General features: G+C 74.9%; 10 protein-coding genes. 3 read left to right on the top strand and 7 right to left on the bottom strand.

Translation table 11 applies throughout. From position 1 onward, the window contains the following. Positions 1-10 precede the first annotated feature (10 nt). From nudC to ACIGW2_RS04580, 6 genes are all read right to left on the bottom strand, one after another. A complete protein-coding gene (gene nudC / locus ACIGW2_RS04605; protein ID WP_356071241.1) occupies positions 11-976 on the bottom strand; it encodes an NAD(+) diphosphatase in 966 nt (321 codons plus the stop codon). Between the two features lie 44 nt (positions 977-1,020). Next, on the bottom strand, positions 1,021-2,442 hold the full coding sequence (locus ACIGW2_RS04600) for a dipeptidase (protein WP_399841052.1): 1,422 nt from the start codon (positions 2,440-2,442) through the stop codon (positions 1,021-1,023). A gap of 10 nt (positions 2,443-2,452) precedes the next feature. Next, positions 2,453-5,923: a UvrD-helicase domain-containing protein gene (locus ACIGW2_RS04595; protein WP_399841049.1), complete on the bottom strand. Its 3,471-nt coding sequence runs from the start codon at positions 5,921-5,923 to the stop codon at positions 2,453-2,455. 107 nt (positions 5,924-6,030) lie between these two features. Beyond that, a complete protein-coding gene (locus ACIGW2_RS04590; protein WP_399841046.1) occupies positions 6,031-6,900 on the bottom strand; it encodes a hypothetical protein in 870 nt (289 codons plus the stop codon). A gap of 60 nt (positions 6,901-6,960) precedes the next feature. Then, positions 6,961-10,755 (bottom strand): UvrD-helicase domain-containing protein, encoded by a 3,795-nt coding sequence (locus ACIGW2_RS04585; protein WP_399841679.1) that lies wholly within the window; start codon positions 10,753-10,755, stop codon positions 6,961-6,963. Positions 10,756-10,988: 233 nt separating this feature from the next. Then, positions 10,989-11,351 carry an MGMT family protein gene (locus tag ACIGW2_RS04580; protein ID WP_361579220.1) on the bottom strand — a complete coding sequence of 121 codons (363 nt, stop codon included), beginning with the start codon at positions 11,349-11,351 and terminating at the stop codon, positions 10,989-10,991. Positions 11,352-11,576: 225 nt separating this feature from the next. On the opposite strand from ACIGW2_RS04580, the gene ACIGW2_RS04575 reads away from it, so the two are divergent. The 3 genes from ACIGW2_RS04575 (at position 11,577) to ACIGW2_RS04565 (ending at position 17,686) form a co-directional block, all read left to right on the top strand. Beyond that, entirely contained in the window at positions 11,577-14,210 is a 2,634-nt protein-coding gene (locus ACIGW2_RS04575) for a flippase-like domain-containing protein (protein WP_391656230.1), read from the top strand. Between the two features lie 201 nt (positions 14,211-14,411). Beyond that, positions 14,412-16,004 carry an alpha/beta hydrolase gene (locus ACIGW2_RS04570; RefSeq protein ID WP_391656231.1) on the top strand — a complete coding sequence of 531 codons (1,593 nt, stop codon included), beginning with the start codon at positions 14,412-14,414 and terminating at the stop codon, positions 16,002-16,004. A gap of 107 nt (positions 16,005-16,111) precedes the next feature. Beyond that, a complete protein-coding gene (locus ACIGW2_RS04565; protein WP_391656232.1) occupies positions 16,112-17,686 on the top strand; it encodes an alpha/beta hydrolase in 1,575 nt (524 codons plus the stop codon). A 100-nt stretch (positions 17,687-17,786) separates the two neighbouring features. On the opposite strand, the gene moeZ is transcribed toward ACIGW2_RS04565, so the two are convergent. Further along, positions 17,787-18,965 carry an adenylyltransferase/sulfurtransferase MoeZ gene (moeZ, locus tag ACIGW2_RS04560; protein WP_356071262.1) on the bottom strand — a complete coding sequence of 393 codons (1,179 nt, stop codon included), beginning with the start codon at positions 18,963-18,965 and terminating at the stop codon, positions 17,787-17,789. Positions 18,966-18,968: the final 3 nt, after the last annotated feature.

Here is an 18,968-nt window from a genome sequence, read left to right as displayed (position 1 = left end):
GCCGGACGGCTCAGGCGCGCGGGGCGGCCGGCTGCGCCTCGCCGGGCTTCGGCAGCGGCTTGCCGTACCAGAGCTCGATCAGGCGCGAGGCGATCGAGATCCCGTACGGCGGGAGCACCTCGCCGCACTCGAAGGCGGCGGCCAGCTCGTCGCGGGAGAACCAGCGGGCCTCGTGGATCTCCTCGCCGTCCACGTGGATCTCGGCGGAGGTCGCCCGGGCCATGAAGCCCAGCATCAGGCTGGACGGGAAGGGCCACGGCTGGCTGGCCACGTACTCGACCTCGCCGATGGTGACGCCGGCCTCCTCGAAGACCTCGCGGACCACCGCCTGCTCGATCGACTCGCCCGGCTCCACGAAGCCCGCGAGGGTCGAGAAGCGGCCCTCCGGCCAGTGCACCTGGCGGCCCAGCAGCGCCCGGTCCCGGTCGTCGGTGACCAGCATGATCACGGCGGGGTCGGTGCGCGGGTAGTGCTCGGCGCCGCAGGCCTGGCAGCGGCGGATGTGCCCGGCCGCCGCGATGACCGTGCGCTCGCCGCAGCGCGAGCAGAAGCGGTGCAGCCGCTGCCAGTTCTCCAGGGCCACCGCGTGCGTCATCAGCCCGGCGTCCCGCGGCGAGAGCAGCAGCCCCGCCTCGCGCAGCCCGGCCGGGCGGGCCGACTGGTCCATCCGGCCCGGCAGGCTGTCCTTCTGCAGCGCGAAGTAGGACACGCCGTCCTCGTCGGTGCCCAGGAAGTAGCGGTGGGTCTCGGTGACCGGGGCCTCGAAGGCCGGGGTCATGACCAGCTCGGTCCGGCCGTCGGGCGTGTCGTCGATCAGCACCTGGCCGCCCGAGACCACGAAGACCCGGGTCGTCGGGTGGCTCCAGGCGGCCGCCAGCCACGCCTCGTCCAGGCGGTGGTGCGCGGCCCGGTCGATCCCGCTCGGGGCGGTCAGCGAGATCGGGCGGTCCGCGAACGCGTTGTTCAGGGTGCTCACAGGTGCTTCCAACTCCCCCGGATCGGTGTCAGTGAATGCGAAGGTCAGCGGACGGCGGCGGGCAGCTCGCCCCACAGGTGGGCGGAGGCCTCGACACCCTTCATGAGGAGGTCGAGCTCGATCTTCTCGTTCGGCGCGTGCCAGCCGTCCGAGGGCACCGAGACGCCGAGGAAGAGCACGGGCGCGCCGAGCACGTCCTGGAGGTCGGCCGCCGGGCCCGAGCCGCCCTCGCGGGTGTAGCGCACCTTGGCGCCGTCGAAGGCGCGGCTCATCGCGCCGGCCACGGCCTTGAGGGCGGGGTGGTCGAGCGGGGTGAGGCAGGGCCGGGTCGGGGCGCCGAAGACGACCTCGTGGCGGACGCCCGCCGGGACCAGGCCGGCCAGCCAGTCCCGTACGGCGGTCTCGATCCGCGCCGGGTCCTGGCCCGCGACCAGCCGGAAGGACAGCTTCAGATGGGCGGTGGCGGGCACGATCGTCTTGCCGCCGGGGCCCTGGTAGCCGCCGCCGATGCCGTTGACCTCGGCGGTCGGGCGGGCCCAGACCCGCTCCAGGGTGGAGTGGCCGGCCTCGCCGAGGGTGCCGTGCGACCGGGCCGTGGCCAGCCAGCCGGCCTCGTCGAAGGGCAGCTCGGCGATGAGCGCGCGCTCGGCCTCGGTGAGCTCGGTGACGCCCTCGTAGAAGCCGGGGATCGCGACCCGCTCGTCGGCGTCGTGCAGGGCGGCGACGATCCGGCCGGCGACGGTGGCCGGGTTGGGCACGGCGCCGCCGAAGGAACCGGAGTGGATGTCCTGGTCCGGCCCGTACAGGTCGATCTCGCAGTCGGCGACCCCGCGCATGCCGGTGCACACGGTCGGGGTGGTCTCGGACCACATGCCGGTGTCGGACACGATCACCACGTCGGCGGCGAGCCGGTCGGCGTGCTTCTCCACCAGGGCGCGGAAGTGCGGCGAGCCCGACTCCTCCTCGCCCTCCACCAGCAACTTCAGATGGACGGCGGGCGCGGTGCGGCCGGTCGCGGCGAGGTGCGCGCGGACGCCGAGGGTGTGGAAGAAGACCTGGCCCTTGTCGTCGGCGGCGCCCCGCGCGTACATCCGGCCGTCGGTCACGACCGGCTCGAACGGGTCGGTGTGCCAGCCGTCCTCGCGGGCGGCGGGCTGCACGTCGTGGTGCCCGTAGACGAGCGCGGTCGGCGCGTCCGGCGCGTCGGACGGCCACTCGGCGAAGACGGCGGGCGCGCCGTCGGTCTCCCAGACCTCCACGACCGGGAAGCCGGTCTCGCGGAGCTTGGCGGCGAGCCAGTCGGCGCTGCGTCGCACGTCCCCGGCCCGCTCGGGCTGCGCCGACACCGAGGGGATCCGCAGCCACTCGGCGAGGTCGTCGAGGAAGGCGGTGCGGTGCTGCTCGACGTACGCGCGTACGGCAGCGGTCTGTCCGGCGTGGACGGCGTTGTCCGGGGTCTCGCTCATGCCACCGAGCCTATCCGGCGCCGGAAGCCGCCCCGTCCCCGGTGGGAGTGCCGAGCAGCACAGTTTCCAGCTCGGCCCGTCCCGGCAGCCGCCGGGGCCGGACGACCTCGCCGGTCCGCACGTACACGAAGGCCGCCGCCACCTCCTCCGGGTCGAGGCCGTGCTGCTCGGCCCAGGCGAGGCGGTAGATCGCCAGCTGGAGCGGATCGGCGTTGCGCAGGTGGCTGGTCTTCCAGTCGACGATCTCGTACGCGCCGGTGTCCGGGTCCCGGTAGACGGCGTCGATCCTGCCCCGGACCACCCGGCCCGCGAGGGAGAGGTGGACGGGGACCTCGACCCGGTACGGGGTGCGGCGGGCGTACGGGGTGCGGTCGAAGGCCTCCTTGAGGGCCTCCAGGTCCCGCTCGTCCCGGATCTCCGGCTCGCCCGCGAACTCCTCGCCGCCGGGCAGCTCGTCGGGCCCGAGGAAGGGCAGCGGCAGCTCGTCGAAGCGGGACTCCACCCAGGCGTGGAAGCGGGTGCCGCGCCGGGCGGCGGGCTGCGGCGGCTTGGGCATCGGCCGGGCCAGCTCCTTGGCGAAGCCCTCGGGGTCGGCGGCGAGCCGCAGCACCTGGGAGGCGGACAGGTACGCGGGCAGCAGGACGTCCCGTGTGGTGGCGCGGGCCCGCCGCAGCTCGTCGGTGAGGGCGGTCAGGTCGCGGTCCCAGGAGGCGATGGTGCGGCGCTCCTCGGGGGTGAGCGGGCTCGGCTCCTCGCGGGGCGCGGGCACGTGGGGCTCGTGCCACTCCGGCGCGTACGCAGGGTCGTCCCCGGGGGCGTACGGGGGCTCGTCCCCGGGCGCGTACGGAGGCGCGTCCTCCGGCGCGTCCTCCGGCGCGTCCGAAGGCTCTTCCAGGTCCTCCGGGAGCCAGAGGTCGTCCGGCTCGTCCCCGGCGGAGGCGGGGGCGGGGGTGGGCGGGGCGGCGGGCGCGGAGGTGGGCACCTCCCGGGCCCACAGGCGGTTCAGGACCGCCTGGGCCGCCTCGCGGCGCCGGGCCAGGCCCTCCTTGTCCAGCGGCAGCGGCCAGGCCTGGTCGCGGAGCTCGGCGGCGAGGACCGGGTTCTCCGCGCCCTCCTCCGGCGGGTCCGCCCAGGCCTCGATCTCGCCGTGGCCGGCGGCGCAGTGCTCGTACAGCGCGAGGAGGAAGTCCGAGGGGCCGCGCGGCTTCTTCTGCGCCGGGCCCCACCAGTGGGCGGAGCCGAGCAGCAGGGAGCGCGGGCGGGTGAAGGTCACGTAGCCGAGGCGCAGCTCCTCGGTGTGCTGGTGCTCGCGCATCGCGTTCTTGAAGGCGGTGAGCGCCTTGGCGTCCCAGGTGTCGAGCGCGGGCAGGGTGGCCGCGTCGCCGCGCAGCGCGTGCGGCAGGACCTGCGGCTGCGCGGTCCAGGACTCGCGGGCGCGGGCGGACGGGAACTGGCCGGTGACCAGGCCGGGCACCGCGACGACGTCCCACTCCAGGCCCTTGGACTTGTGCGCGGTCATCACCTTGACCGTGTTCTCGCCGCCCGGCAGCGCGTTGTCCAGGCCCTTCTCGTACTGCGCGGCCGTGCGCAGGAAGCCGAGGAAGGCGAGCAGCGTGGCCTCGCCGTCGAGGGCGGCGAAACCGGCGGCGATGTCCAGGAAGTTGCCGAGGGTCTCGCGGCGGCGGGCGGCCAGGGCGTGCGGGGAGGCCGAGAGCTCGACCTCCAGGCCGGTGGCGGCGAGCACCCGGTGCAGCACGTCCATCAGCGGGTCGGCGAGCGAGGTGCGCAGCGCGCGCAGCTCGGCGGCGAGGCGGGCGAAGCGGACCCGGGCCTCGGCGGAGAAGGGCAGCCCGTCGTCCTCGGCGCCGGTGCCGCCGGGGTCGAGGAAGGTGTCGAGGGCGTCGGCCAGCGAGATCACCTCGGCCGGGTCGACGCCCTCGACGGCGGCGGCGAGCCGCTGGTCGGCGTCCGCGCTCTCCTCCCCCGGGCGGTGCACGAGCAGCCGGGCGCGGCGGCCGAGCAGGGCCAGGTCGCGGGGGCCGATCCGCCAGCGGGGGCCGGTGAGGAGCCGGACGAGCGAGGCGTTGGCCCCGGGGTCCTGGAGGACCTCGCAGACGGCGACCAGGTCGGCGACCTCGGGCAGGTGGAGCAGCCCGGACAGGCCGACGACCTCGACCGGCACGTCACGGGCGACCAGGGCGGCCTGGAGGGCGGGGAAGTCGGTGGCGGTGCGGCACAGGACGGCGATCTCGCCGGGCGGGGTGCCGGTGCGGACGAGGTGGGCGAGGGAGTCGGCGATCCAGTCGATCTCCTCGGCGTGGGTCGGCAGCAGCGCGATCCGCACGCCGCCGTCCCGCTCGGCGCCGGGCGCGGGCCGCAGCGCCTCCACGCCCGCGTGCATCGCGCGCAGCGGGGCGGCGAGGCCGTTGGCGAGGTCGAGCAGGCGCCCGCCGCTGCGCCGGTTCTCGGAGAGCGCGAAGCGGGTGGCGGGGGTGCCGTCGGCGTGCGGGAAGTGCTCGGGGAAGTCGTCCAGGTTGGCGACGGACGCGCCGCGCCAGCCGTAGATGGCCTGGCAGGGGTCGCCGACGGCGGTGACGGCGTGCCCGGTGCCCTGCCCGAAGAGGCAGGAGAGCAGCAGCCGCTGGGCGACGGAGGTGTCCTGGTACTCGTCGAGGAGCACCACCCGGAACTCCTCGCGCAGGATCGCGCCGACCTCGGGCCGGGTGGTGGCGAGCTCGGCGGAGAGCGCGATCTGGTCGCCGAAGTCGAGCAGGTCGCGGGAGCGCTTGGCTGCGCGGTAGCGCACGACAAGGTCGAGGAGCTCGCGCCGCGCGCTCGCCGCCTCGGGGAGTTTGCGCAGGTCGGCGTTGGTGAGCTTGGCGCCGGCCAGCTCGGCGAGCAGCTCGGTGTCGTAGCCGAGGAGGCGCTCGGGCGGGACGAGGTGCTCGGCGAGCTCGGCGTCGAGCGCGAGGAGGTCGCCGACGAGGGTGGGGAAGGAACGGGTGAGCGCCGGGTACGGGCCGGGGGCCTCGCGCAGCACGCGCGCGGCGAGCTGGTAGCGGGTGGCGTCGGCGAGCAGCCGGGAGGTGGGCTCCAGGCCGATGCGCAGGCCGTGGTCGGTCAGGAGCTGCCCGGCGAAGGCGTGGTACGTGGAGATGCGGGGCTCGCCCGGCGGCTCGTCGGGGTCGAGGACGTCCGGGTCGGTGACGCCGGCGCGGACGAGGGCGGTGCGGACGCGCTCGGCGAGCTCGCCGGCGGCCTTGTTGGTGAAGGTGAGGCCGAGGACCTGCTCGGGGGCGACCTGACCCGTGCCGACCAGCCAGACCACCCGGGCGGCCATCACCGTGGTCTTGCCGGAACCGGCTCCGGCCACGATGACCTGCGGGGCGGGCGGCGCGGTGATGCAGGCCGTCTGCTCCGGGGTGAACGGGATGCCGAGCAGCTCCTTGAGCTGCTCGGGGTCGGTGATGCGTGCGGTCACCCGGAAGAGGCTAACGGGGCGCACCGACAGTCCGGGCCGGGTGCGGTGACCGCCGGGCGGGGGCCCGGGTGGGGCGCGGGGAGGTTACGCCCCCGGTACGTGCCTGGTCAGGCGGGGGTGCCCTGGTCGAGCTTGGTGAGGTCCACGGTCTGGTCGGGCGGCGGAGTGACGACCCTCACGGGCTTGTCGTACTCGGAGAGGACCACGTTGCCGGGGTCGGCGCCGCCCGTCCTCACCGTCCTCAGGATGTAGGGCTTGCCGCGCTCGGAGACGGAGACGGTGGTCTGCTCCGCGCCGGCGCCGGTCGTCTTCCGCTTCACCAGGGTGGCGACGGGGGTGCCCCGCACCTCGCCGTCCGGGCCGCGGACCAGGCCGGTGCGCTGTTCCTTGTTCCGGCCGAGGTCGGCGAGGAGGGACTTCAGGTCGCAGACGCTGCCGAGGTCCTCGGTGCCGGGCTGCCCCTGGGCGATCTTCAGCCAGCGGCCCTTGAGGAGCTCGATCGTCGCGTCGATCTGCGCGGGCGGCATGCCCTGGGAGGTCATCGAGGCGCGCCAGAAGGCCTCGTCGCCCTTCATGTAGGTGAGGTCGCCGGTCCGGCGGAGTTCGGCGGCGCCGTGCCGGAGCTTGATCGTGCCGGTGCACTCGCTCTTGTCGCTGACCCGGAAGTCCACGTCCAGCGGCTGCCCGCCCGAGGAGACCCGGCCGGTCATGCGCAGCGAGTGCGCGGACCGTGTGGCGGCGACGGCCTTCTCGGCGATCTCGTCGGCGGACAGGCCCTTGAAGGGGTCGGGCGTGGGCGGGGTCGGGGTCGGCGAGGGGCTCGGAGCCCGTACGGAGGCGGGTGGGGGCGCGGCGGCGAACGCGGGGGCGGCCGGGCTCGCGTGGGCGGCGGGGGCCAGGGCGACGGGCGCGGCACCGACCAGCGCGGTGCACAGGACGGCGGTGGCGGTGCGGAGCCGGGTGGTCTGGGACGCCATGCGGGCCTCCTCGCGGGCTTCTCCCCGAAGTTCCAGCGTGCCGGAGGGGCCGGGGCCCCGCTACTCCACGACCTGGCGGCCCTCCGGGCGGGCGCTGCACGAGGCGCGGAAGGAGCAGGTCGTGCAGTGCTGCCCGGCGGTGGGCGTGAAGCGCTCGTCGAGGACGCGGCCGGCCGCGGTGGCGAGGAGGTCGCCGATCCACTCGCCGTCCGGCGGCTCCTGCGCCTGCACCTTCGGCAGGGCGTCACCGCCCTCCTTCTTGGGCGCGGCCTGGCGCAGGTGGACGAGCTCGGCGCCGCCGGGTTCGGGAGTGCGCCCCCCGAAGACCTCGTCGACCGCGCCCTCGCGGACGGCGAGCTGGTAGACGGCGAGCTGCGGGTGGTGGGCGACCTCGTCCCTGGTGGGCGCGGACTTGCCGGTCTTGAAGTCGACGACGTAGGCGCGGCCCTGCTCGTCGGCCTCGACGCGGTCCATGGAGCCGCGGATGCGCACCTGGTACGGGCCGGCGCCCAGGGTCACGTCGAACTCGTGCTCGGTCGCGGCGGGCGTGCGGCCCGCGCCCCGGTCCATCACGTGCCAGCGCAGGAAGCGCTCCAGGGCGATCCGGGCGTTCCGCTTCTCCTGCGCCGACTTCCAGGGCGCGTCGAAGGCGAGCGCGTCCCAGACGGAGTCGAGCCGGGCCATGAGGACGTCGAGGTCGGCCGGGGTGCGGCCGGAGGCGACCTCGTCGGCGAGGACGTGCACGACGTTGCCGAAGCCCTGGGCGGCGGTCGCCGGGGCGTCCGCCTTGACCTCGCGGCCCAGGAACCACTGCAGGGCGCAGGTGTGGGCGAGCTGGTCGAGGGCGGAGCCGGAGAGCGCGACGGGGCGGTCCCGGTCGCGCAGCGGCACCTCGCTGCGGGTCGGCTCGGCCAGGCCCCACCAGCGGTCGGGGTGGGCGGCCGGGACGAGCGGGTTGCCGTCCTCGTCGGTGAGGGCGGCGAGGGTCGCGAGGCGTTCGGCGGCGGCGGCGCGCAGCTCGGGCGAGGCGGCCGGGTCGACGGTGGTGGCGCGCAGCTCGGCGACGAGCGCGGCGACGGCGAGGGGGCGGCGGGGGCGGCCGGTCACCTCCTTCGGCTCGACGCCGAGCTCGGTGAGGAAGCGGGAGGGCTGGTCGCCGTCCTCGGCGGGGGCCTTGACGGCGGTGACGACGAGGCGGTCGCGGGCGCGGGTGGCGGCGACGTAGAAGAGCCGGCGCTCCTCGGCGAGCAGCGCGCCGGGGGTGAGCGGCTCGGCGAGGCCGTCCCGGCCGATCCGGTCCGCCTCCAGAAGGGAACCGCGCCGGCGCAGGTCGGGCCAGAGGCCCTCCTGCACGCCGGCGACGACGACGAGGCCCCACTCCAGTCCCTTGGAGCGGTGCGCGGTCATCAGGCGTACGGCGTCGGGGCGGGTGTGGCGGCGGGTGAGGGTGTCGGCGGCGATGTCCTGCGCGTCGAGTTCCTCCAGGAAGTTCAGCGCGCCGCGCCCGCCGACCCGGTCCTCGGCGCGCGCCGCCGTCTCGAACAGCGCGCACACCGCGTCCAGGTCCCGGTCCGCGTTCCGCCCGGCGGGGCCGCCCCGGAGCGAGGCCCGCTCCAGCCGCCCGGGCCACGGCGTCCCGGTCCACAGCAGCCACAGCGCCTCTTCCGCGGTCCCCCCGGCGGCCAGCTTGTTCCGCGCCGCCCGCAGCAACTCCCCGAGCCGCCGCGCCCCCCGCGCGTACGTCTGATCATGCGCGACCAACCGCTCCGGCTCCGCCACCGCCCGCGCCAGCAACACGTCCGACGGCGCCGGCACCCGGTTCCCCCCGGCCCGCTCCTCATCCCGCAGGGCCCGCCCGAGCCGCCGCAGATCGGCCGGGTCCATCCCCCCGAGCGGCGAGGCGAGCAGCGCGACGGCGGTCTCGGTGTCGAGCCAGGGGGTGGGGTCAGCGGCGAGGTCGGTGCCGGGCGCGGCGGCGGGGGCGGTGCCGGGCGCACTGAAGTCGGGGTCGGTGCCGGGCCCGCCGGCGGCGGGGGCGTCGGGCGCGGGGCCTGTCTGCGGCACGTCGCCGGCGGGGACGTCGGGCCCGCGGCCCGCGTCGGCGGCGGAAGACGCGTCGGGGACGCGACCGTCCCCAGCGGGGGCAGTTCCGGGCCCCTGGCCCGGGCCCGCCTCTCCGTCGGCAGGCGCGGCGACACCTGCGTCGCCCTCGCCGCCGCCGTCCCCCGCGGCGACGGTCCCGGCCCCGGCGGGGGAGGTGACGCCGACGTCACCCTCAACGCCACCATGGGCGGACGCAGCCCCGCCGAGGGCAGGGGCCTCCAGGCCCTGCCCCGCGCCCGGCGCCGCGTCAGCGAGCGCCTGGGAGACACCGGGCGTGGGGCCCTCGTCCTGGCTGGTCGGTGCGTCGAAGACGCTGCCGTCCGCCGCACCCGCCACGCCTCCGGCGGGCGCAGCCCCGCCATGCGCCGCACGCTCGGCCCCCGGGCCCTCGCCCGCGTCCGGCAGCGGGCCCGCGGGGTCCTCGCCCGCGGCCGGCGCCGCGCCGGACGTCCCCTCGCCCGCCGCGGTCGCTGCCGCGCGGAGGGCGAGGAGGAGGGGGGCGACGGCGGGTTCGTGGCGGAGGGGGGTGTCGGCGGCGTCGGTTTCGACCGGGACGCCGGCGGAGGTGAGGGCGCGGCGGAGGGCGGGGAGGGGGGCGGCGGAGCGGGTGAGGACGGCCATGTCGTGCCAGGGGACGCCGTCTTCGAGGTGGGCGCGGCGGAGGAGGTCGGCGATGTTGTCGGTCTCCGTGGAGGGCGTCGGGTACGTGTGGACCTCGACGCGGCCGCCCTCCCGGACCGGGGCCAGGGCGCGGTGGGCGCGGACGCGGTCCGCGGGGAGGCGCGGCAGGGGCATGCGCTGGGTGAGCAGGCGGGTGGAGGCGAGGAGCGCGGCGCCGGAGCGGCGGGAGGTGTCCAGGACGCGCACCGCGGCGCCGAAGGTCGCCGGGAAGTCGAGGATGCCGTTCACGTCGGCGCCGCGGAAGGCGTAGATGGACTGGTCCGGGTCGCCGAAGGCGACCACCGTCGCGGCGGTGCCGGCCGTGAGCCCGCGCAGCAGCCGGACCTGCGCCGGGTCGGTGTCCTGGTACTCGTCGACGAAGACCGCGTCGTACCCGGGCAGGGTCCCGGGCGCGGCGGACTCCGTGAGCAGCACGGCCCGGTGGACCAGCTCGGTGTAGTCCAGGACGCCCTGGAGGTCCATCACGTCGAGGTACTCGGCGAGGAAGCCCGCCGCCGCGCCCCAGTCGGGCCGGCCGACCCTGCGGGCGAAGGCACCGAGCGCCTCGGGCCCCAGGCCCAGCTCGCGGGAGCGCGCGATGACCGCGCGGACCTCGTCGGCGAACCCGCGCGTCGTCAGGCAGGCCCGCAGCTCGTCGGGCCAGCGGACGTGCCCGAGCCCCAGTTTCGCCAGGTCGATCTGGCCGGCCAGCAGCTCCCGTACCGCCAGGTCCTGCTCGGGACCGGACAGCAGCCGCAGCGGTTCCGCGAACAGGTCGGCGTCCTGGTGGGCGCGGACCAGCGCGTAGCAGTACGAGTGGAAGGTGGTGGCCTGCGGCGGGCGCCGCCCGCCCAGCCGGGCCGCCATCCGGTCGCGGAGTTCCACCGCCGCCTTGCGGCTGAAGGTGAGCACGAGCAGCCGCTCCGGGTCCGCCCCGGCCTCCACCCGCGCCGCGACCGCCTCGACCAGCGTCGTCGTCTTGCCGGTGCCCGGCCCGGCGAGGACCAGAAGTGCTCCGTCCGTGTGCTCAACCACCGCCCGCTGGCTTGCGTCAAGCACAGGGGGCCGCACCGGTGCCGGCACGGCCCGCACCAGCCGGTACGCACCGGGGCCCCGCGTGTGCCGAAGGGTGGAGGAGGAAGTCACGTGGGTCGCCGGTCCTGCTGCTGCTCGGTCTGTCGGGTGCGTGTGCGCGCACTGCCTCGCGCCGGGTTCCGCCGGGGGGCCCGCCCCGGAGCCCGTACCGAGCGAGGAGTGCTCGCGTGAGGAGTGCGACCCTCGACGTTACGCGATGGGCGGCGCGGAACCCGCGCCTCGCCGCACCCTCATTCCTCCGCCGGCCCGCCCTCCGCCCCGCCGTCCCAGCGGGCGCGCCGCATGTCGAGGCGTGGCGGGCCGCCGCCCGCCGGGCTGCGCAGCGGCGTGCCCTCCGCGCGGTAGTGACCGAGCGCACGCCGCTCGTGACCCGGCAGCGGCACCCCGTCCGCCCGCACCACGCGCCACCACGGCACCGCGCTGCCGTACAGCGCCATCGCGCGGCCCACCTGACGGGGGCCTCCCTCGCCCAGCCACTCGGCGACGTCGCCGTAGGTCATCACCCGGCCGGGCGGGATCTCCTCGGCGACCTGAAGGACCCGTTCCGCGTACTCCGGCAGCTCGGGCAGCTCCTGCGTCTCCATTCGGCCCATCCTGCCTCACCCCACCGACAACCCCCTGATGCCTCCGAACGGGCCCTCTTCGTGCCACCATCGTGCGGGCGGTGACTGGTGATACGAGATCAAGAACAAACGACGACGACAGACCCGACGACGGACCCGGCGACAAACCCGGCGACAGACCCCGCGACCCACGCGACCCACGCGACGACAGACCCGACCACGGATCCGACGGCGACCCGGCATGCAGAGACGGACATGGTGATGGCGCACGACAGGCCACCGGAGCGTGCTCCCGAGCACGCTCCCGAGCGCGTGTCCGGCGACGAGCCGCTGCTCGCCGCGCGCGTGCACCGGCCGTCCGACCTGATGCGGCTGCTCATCGGCGTGCTCGCCATCGCCCTCGTCCTCGGCATCGCCGCCTTCGCCCACGGCACCACCTCCGGTCTCGAACAGGACATCAACAAGGGCGCCGGCGGCGCCCCCGACGTCTTCGTCAAGATCGCCGGCCTGGTGTCCTCGATCGCCGTCCTCCTCGTCCCCGTCGCCTTCGCCATCGAGCGCCTGGTGAAGCGGGACGGGCTGCGCATCGCCGACGGCGTGCTCGCGGCCGTGCTCGCGCACGGCGTGACGCTGGCCACGGACCTGTGGGTGGCGCAGGCCGCGCCCGGCACCATCCAGGACGCGCTGACCCAGCCGCAGTCCGGCGGCGGGCTCACCGACCCGGTGCACAACTACCTCGCGCCCGTCATCGCGTACATGACCGCCGTCGGCATGGCCCGGCGCCCGCGTTGGCGGGTGGTGCTGTGGGTGGTGCTGCTGCTCGACGCCTTCACCATGCTCGTCGCGGGCTACACCACCGCCTTCTCGATCATCCTCACCGTGCTGATCGGCTGGACCGTGGCCTACGGCACGCTGTACGCGGTCGGCTCGCCGAACGTCCGGCCGACCGGGCAGACCCTGCTCGCCGGCCTGCGCCGGGTCGGCTTCCGGCCGGTCACGGCGCTGCGCGCCGAGGGCGTGCCGGAGTCGGCCGACAGCGGGGACCGGGGCCGGCGCTACATCGTGACCCTGGAGGACGGGCCGCCGCTCGACGTCACCGTCGTCGACCGCGAGCAGCAGGCGCACGGCTTCTTCTACCGCGCCTGGCGCCGGCTCACCCTGCGCACGATCACCACCCGCCGTTCGATCGTCTCGCTGCGCCAGGCCCTGGAGCAGGAGGCGCTGCTCGCCTACGCGGCGATCGCGGCGGGCGCGAACGCGCCGAAGCTGATCGCCACCTCCGAGCTCGGGCCGGACGCGGTGATGCTCGTGTACGAGCACCTGGGCGGCCGGACCCTGGACTCGCTGGACGACGACGAGATCACCGACGAGCTGGTGCGCAGCGCGTGGCGCCAGGTGAAGGCGCTCCAGTCGCGCCGGATCGCGCACCGGAGGCTGGCGGGGGACGCGATTCTGGTGGATCGTTCCGGCAGGGTGATCCTCACCGATCTGCGCGGCGGCGAGATCGCCGCGGGCGATCTCGTGCTGCGGATGGACATCGCCCAGCTGCTCACCACCCTCGGTCTGCGGGTCGGCGCGGAGCGGGCGGTCGCGGCGGCCGTGGAGGTGCTCGGGCCGGACGCGATCGCCGACTGTCTGCCGCTGCTCCAGCCGATCGCGCTGAGCCGCTCGACCCGCGCCGAGCTGCGCCGGCTGGCCCGCGAGCGCTCCAAGCGGGAGCGCGAGGCGGTGCTCGCGGCCTCCGAGGCGGCCAAGCAGGCCCGGGCGGAGGCGCGGGCCCAGGCCAATCTGGAGACCGACCGGAAGGCGGCCCGGGCCGAGAAGCAGGCCGACAAGAAGGCGGAGAAGCGGGCGCTCGACGAGGCCCTGGACGAGGCCCGCGAGGAGGACCTGCTGGCGCAGATCCGCCAGCAGGTGCTGCTGATCCGGCCGCAGGCGCCGGTGGAGCCGGTCCGTCTGGAGCGCATCAAGCCGCGCACCCTGGTCTCGCTGATCGCGGGCGCGGTCGCCGCGTACTTCCTGCTCTCTCAGATCGCCCGGACCCCGCTGTCCACGATCAGCGAGGCGGACTGGCGCTGGGTGGCGGCGGCGGTGTTCTTCTCCGCGCTCAGCTACGTGGCGGCGGCGATGAGCCTGCTCGGCTTCGTGCCGGAGCGGGTCGGGTTCTGGCGGACGGTGGTGGCGCAGGTCGCCGGTTCGTTCGTGAAGATCGTCGCCCCGGCGGCGGTCGGCGGCGTCGCCCTGAACACGCGCTTCCTCCAGCGCTCGGGCGTGCGCCCGGGGCTCGCGGTGGCGAGCGTCGGCGCCTCGCAGCTCTTCGGTCTCGGCGCGCACATCCTGCTCCTGCTGGCCTTCGGCTATCTGACGGGGACGGAGAAGTCGCAGTCCTTCACCCCGTCCAGGACGGTGATCGCGGGGCTCCTGACGGTCGCGGTGCTGGTCCTGGTGGTCACGGCCATCCCGTTCATGCGCAAGTTCGTCTCGACCCGGCTGCGCTCGCTGTTCGCGGGCGTGGTGCCGCGCATGCTGGACGTGCTCCAGCGCCCGCTGAAGCTGCTCACCGGCATCGGCGGCATGCTGCTGCTCACCGGCGCCTTCGTCTTCTGCCTGGACGCGTCGGTGCGCGCCTTCGGGCACGGGGACGTCACCATCAGCTACGCGAGCGTGGCCGTGGTCTTCCTCGCGGGCAACGCGCTGGGGTCGGCGGCGCCGACGCCGGGCGGTGTCGGGGCGGTGGAGGGCGCGCTGACCTTCGGTCTGGTGGCGGTCGGCCTGCCGATCGAGGTGGCCACGCCGGCGGTGCTGCTGTTCCGTCTGCTGACGCTGTGGCTGCCGGTGCTGCCGGGCTGGATCTGCTTCAACTGGCTGACGAAACGGGAAGCGCTGTAAGCGGGAGCGGGAGCGGGATGCGCTCCCGCGGTACGGGGCGGGGGCGCCGCCACCGGGCCCCGGCCGTCCGTCGTACGCCGAGCCCCCGGGGTCATCGAACCCCAAGGCCCGGCCCCACCCCGGGCCCGTAACGCCACCGCCCCGCCACCCGCTTGGCCCACCTCCCGCGCGGGCCCACGGCGGGCGGCACACGATGGGATCATGCCGATCTCCGTCGCCCAGCGCACCGCCCGGCGCGCCGCCCTGCTGACCGCGACCGCCCTGCTCACCGCGACCGCCGGGTGCTCCGACGACGGGGGGAAGGCCTCGGCCCCCGAGTCGAGCGGGGCCAGGGCCACCGGGCTCGACGGGCTCGCGGCGCAGAAGCTGGAGTGGTCCGCGTGCCTGCCGCCGTCCCCGGCCGAGGGCGGCGGTCCCGCGCCGACTCCGCTGCCCGGCGGGACGCCCTGGGAGTGCGCCTTCATGACGGCGCCGCTCGACTACGCCAAGCCCGACGGCGAGACCGTCGACCTGGCCCTGATCCGCGCCAAGGCCGCCGCCCCCGACAAGCGCATCGGCTCCCTGATCTTCAACTTCGGCGGCCCCGGCGGCTCCGGCGTCACCGGACTGCCCGGCTTCGCCGGCGACTTCGAGTCCCTGCGCTCCCGCTACGACCTGGTCTCCTTCGACCCGCGCGGGGTCGGTCGCAGCGTGCCCGTCGAGTGCGAGGACGACAAGGAGCTCGACGCCTACTACGCCCTCGACTTCACGCCCGACGACGCCGCCGAGGAGAAGACCCTCTCCGAGGCGCAGCAGGGCTACGCGGACGGCTGCGAGCAGAACGCCGGCAGCCGGCTCCCGCACGTCGGCACCGAGAACGCGGCCCGCGACATGGACCTGATGCGCCGGGTCCTCGGCGACGACAAGCTGCACTACTTCGGCATCTCGTACGGCACCGAACTCGGCGGGGTCTACGCCCACTTGTTCCCGAAGAACGTGGGCCGGGCGGTCTTCGACGCCGTCGTCGACCCGAGCGCGGGCGTGGTCGCCGGCGCACTCGGGCAGACCAAGGGCTTCCAGCTCGCCCTGGACAACTTCGCCCAGGACTGCGTGAAGCGGGGCGACGCGTGCCGGCTGCCCGGGTCGAGCGTCGCCGGGATCGAGGGCTTCATCACCGATCTGCTGGCCGAGCTGGACGCCGAGCCCATCGCGGGCATCGGGGACCGCAAGCTCACCCAGACCCAGGCCACCAACGGCATCGCGCAGGCGCTGTACTCCAAGGAGTTCTGGCCCTATCTCGAACAGGGCCTCGACGAGGCCGACGGCGGCAACGGCGCCCTGCTCCTCGCCCTGTCGGACTCCATGAACGGGCGGAACCAGAACGGCAGTTACAGCAACATCCAGTCCGCGAACGCCGCCATCAACTGCGTGGACTTCAAGGAGCGCTACACCCTGGGCCAGGCCAAGGAGCACCTCCCGGAGTTCCGCAAGGCCTCCCCTGTCTTCGGCGACTTCATGGGCTGGGCGCTGGCCAGTTGCGGCCAGTGGCCGGTGCCCGGCGGCTGGGAGCACCCCGACGTCTCGGCTCCCGGCTCCGCGCCCATCCTGGTCATCGGCAACACCGGCGACCCGGCGACCCCGTACGAGGGCGCCCGCGCCATGGTGGACGCCCTCGGCAAGGGCGTCGGCGTGGAACTCACGTACCGGGGGCAGGGACACGGCGCCTACAGCAGCGGCGACCGGTGCGTGAAGGCCGCGACCGACGCGTACCTCCTGAACGGCAAGGTCCCCGCCTCCGGAACCGTCTGCCCCTGACCACACGGCGCCCGACCACACGGCACCTGCCCATCGGCACCTGCCCCCTCGCCCCCGACCGTCCGCCATAGGATGGCGGTCCGGTCCGGATCAGGGGGAGGCGCCCGGTGCGCTCAGTGATACGTACGGGGGCCGCCGTCGGCCTCGCCGCAGTGCTCGCCACGGGGTGTACGGCCCCGGGCGGGACCGGGCCGGGCGGCGCGCCGAGCTCCGCCCCGGCGGCCGGTGACGCCAAGCCCTCCGCTTCCGCGCCGACCGCCACCGCCTCGCCCGACGGGCCGCGGCTGCCGGCGGCGCTCACCGGGCAGCGCCCCGACTGGCGGCGCTGCACCGCCCCGGAGGGCGGCGAGGCCCCGGGCTCCGCCTGGCGCTGCGCCACGGTGAAGGTGCCGCTCGACTACGCGAAGCCGGACGGGCCCACCCTGCCGATCGCACTCATCCGCAAGGAGGCCGGCGCCAAGGACGCCCGGCTCGGCTCGCTGCTCTTCAACTTCGGCGGCCCCGGCGGATCGGGCGTCGACATCCTGCCGCGCGGCGCCGCCGAGTACACCGCCCTCGGCACCCGCTACGACCTGGTCTCCTTCGACCCGCGCGGGGTCCAGCGCAGTTCCGGCGTCGTGTGCCGGGACGACGAGGAGCAGGCGAAGGCCGAGCGGACCGTCGACTACACGCCCGAGACGGCGGCCGAGGAGAAGGCCTTCCGCGCCGACGCGGTCGCCTTCGGGGAGGGCTGCGAGCGCCGCTCCGGCACCGTCCTGCCGTACACCACGACCAGCAACACCGCCCGGGACATGGACCTCATCCGGCAGGTCCTCGGCGACCGGAAGCTGAACTACTTCGGCATCTCGTACGGCACCCAGCTGGGCGCCGCCTACGCGCACCTGTTCCCGAAGAACGTGGGCCGGATGGTGCTCGACGCGGTCGTCGACCCGACCGCGGACTCCGTGGGCCACGCCCGCAACCAGACCGTCGGCTTCCAGCGCGCGCTCGACAACTATCTGACCTCCACCGGGCAGGACCCCAAGGAGGGCACGCGGCGGATCGTCCGGCTCCTGGAGCGGCTCGACCGCAAGCCCCTCGCCGTCGGCGACCGCAGGCTCAACGACTCGCTCGCGCTCACCGGCGTGGTCATGCCGCTCTACTCGCAGCAGAACTGGCCGCTGCTCACCTCGGCGCTCGCCAAGGCGGAGAACGGCTCCGGCGCCGAGCTCCTCTCGCTCGCCGACTGGTACAACGACCGGGACGCGAACGGCCACTACGCGACGCAGTCCCACGCGCAGCGGGCGATCTCCTGCGCCGACTCCGCCGAGCGGCCCACCCTCGACCAGGCGCGGGCGCTGCTGCCCGAATTCCGACGCCTCTCCCCCGTGTTCGGCCCCTTCCTGGCCTGGGACACGGCCGGCTGGTGCGCCGACTGGCCGGTCGAGGGCGAGGCCGACCGGCCCTCGGTGAGCGCCCCGGGCGCGGCCCCGGTGCTGGTCGTCGGCACCACGGGCGACCCGGCCACCCCGTACGAGGGCGCCGAGCGGATGGCGAAGGCGCTCGGCCCGGGCGTGGGCGTGCTGGTCACCAACAAGGGCGAGGGCCACGGCGCCTACGGCTCGGCGGCCTGCGCGACCAGGACGATCGACGCGTATCTGCTCCAGGGCACGGTGCCGGCGTACGGCAAGACCTGCGGATAGCGGGGGCCGGCCCGGCACGCACGAGGGCCCCCGGACCTGACGGGCAGGTCCGGGGGCCCTCACGCGTGTGCGCCGGCCGCGCGGCGCGTGTGCCGACGGCCTAGTAGACGGGCTTCTCCGGCTCGATCTGGTTGACCCAGCCGATCACGCCGCCGCCGACGTGCACCGCGTCCGCGAAGCCCGCGGACTTGAGCACGGCGAGGACTTCCGCACTGCGGACACCCGTCTTGCAATGCAAGACGATCTTCTTGTCCTGCGGGAGGTCCTGGAGGGCGTTGCCCATCAGGAACTCGTTCTTCGGGATCAGACGGGCGCCCGGGATGGAGACGATCTCGTACTCGTTCGGCTCGCGGACGTCGATGATGTCGATGTTCTCGCCGTCGTCGATCCACTCCTTGAGCTGCTTCGGAGTGATCGTGGAGCCGAGCGCCGCCTCCTGGGCCTCCTCGGACACGACGCCGCAGAAGGCCTCGTAGTCGATGAGCTCGGTGACGGTCGGGTTCTCGCCGCAGACCGCGCAGTTCGGGTCCTTGCGGACCTTCACCTGGCGGTACTGCATCTCCAGGGCGTCGTAGATCATCAGACGGCCGACCAGCGGCTCGCCGATGCCCGCGAGGAGCTTGATGGCCTCGTTGACCTGGATGGAGCCGATGGACGCGCAGAGCACGCCCAGGACGCCGCCCTCGGCGCAGGACGGGACCATGCCCGGCGGCGGCGGCTCCGGGTAGAGGCAGCGGTAGCAGGGACCGTGCTCGGACCAGAAGACCGAGGCCTGGCCGTCGAAGCGGTAGATCGAGCCCCACACGTACGGCTTGTTCAGCAGCACGCAGGCGTCGTTGACCAGGTAGCGGGTGGCGAAGTTGTCCGTGCCGTCGACGATCAGGTCGTACTGACCGAAGATGTCCATCACGTTGTCGGCCTCGAGCCGCTCCTCGTGCAGGACCACGTTCACGTACGGGTTGATGCCGAGGACGCTGTCGCGCGCCGACTCGGCCTTGGAGCGGCCGATGTCGGCCTGGCTGTGGATGATCTGGCGCTGCAGGTTCGACTCGTCGACCTCGTCGAACTCCACGATGCCGAGGGTGCCGACACCGGCCGCGGCCAGGTACATGAGCGCGGGGGAGCCTAGACCGCCGGCGCCCACACAGAGCACCTTGGCGTTCTTCAGCCGCTTCTGTCCGTCCATCCCGACATCCGGGATGATCAGGTGACGGGAGTACCTGCGGACCTCGTCAACGGTGAGCTCGGCAGCCGGCTCGACCAGGGGTGGCAGCGACACGGA

Origin of the sequence: Streptomyces sp. NPDC053541, from assembly GCF_044544705.1 — a bacterium.
In the GTDB taxonomy this organism is placed as follows: domain Bacteria; phylum Actinomycetota; class Actinomycetes; order Streptomycetales; family Streptomycetaceae; genus Streptomyces.
The sequence above is the reverse complement of the archived record's forward strand: the minus strand, read 5'-3'. Positions and strand labels throughout refer to the sequence as shown.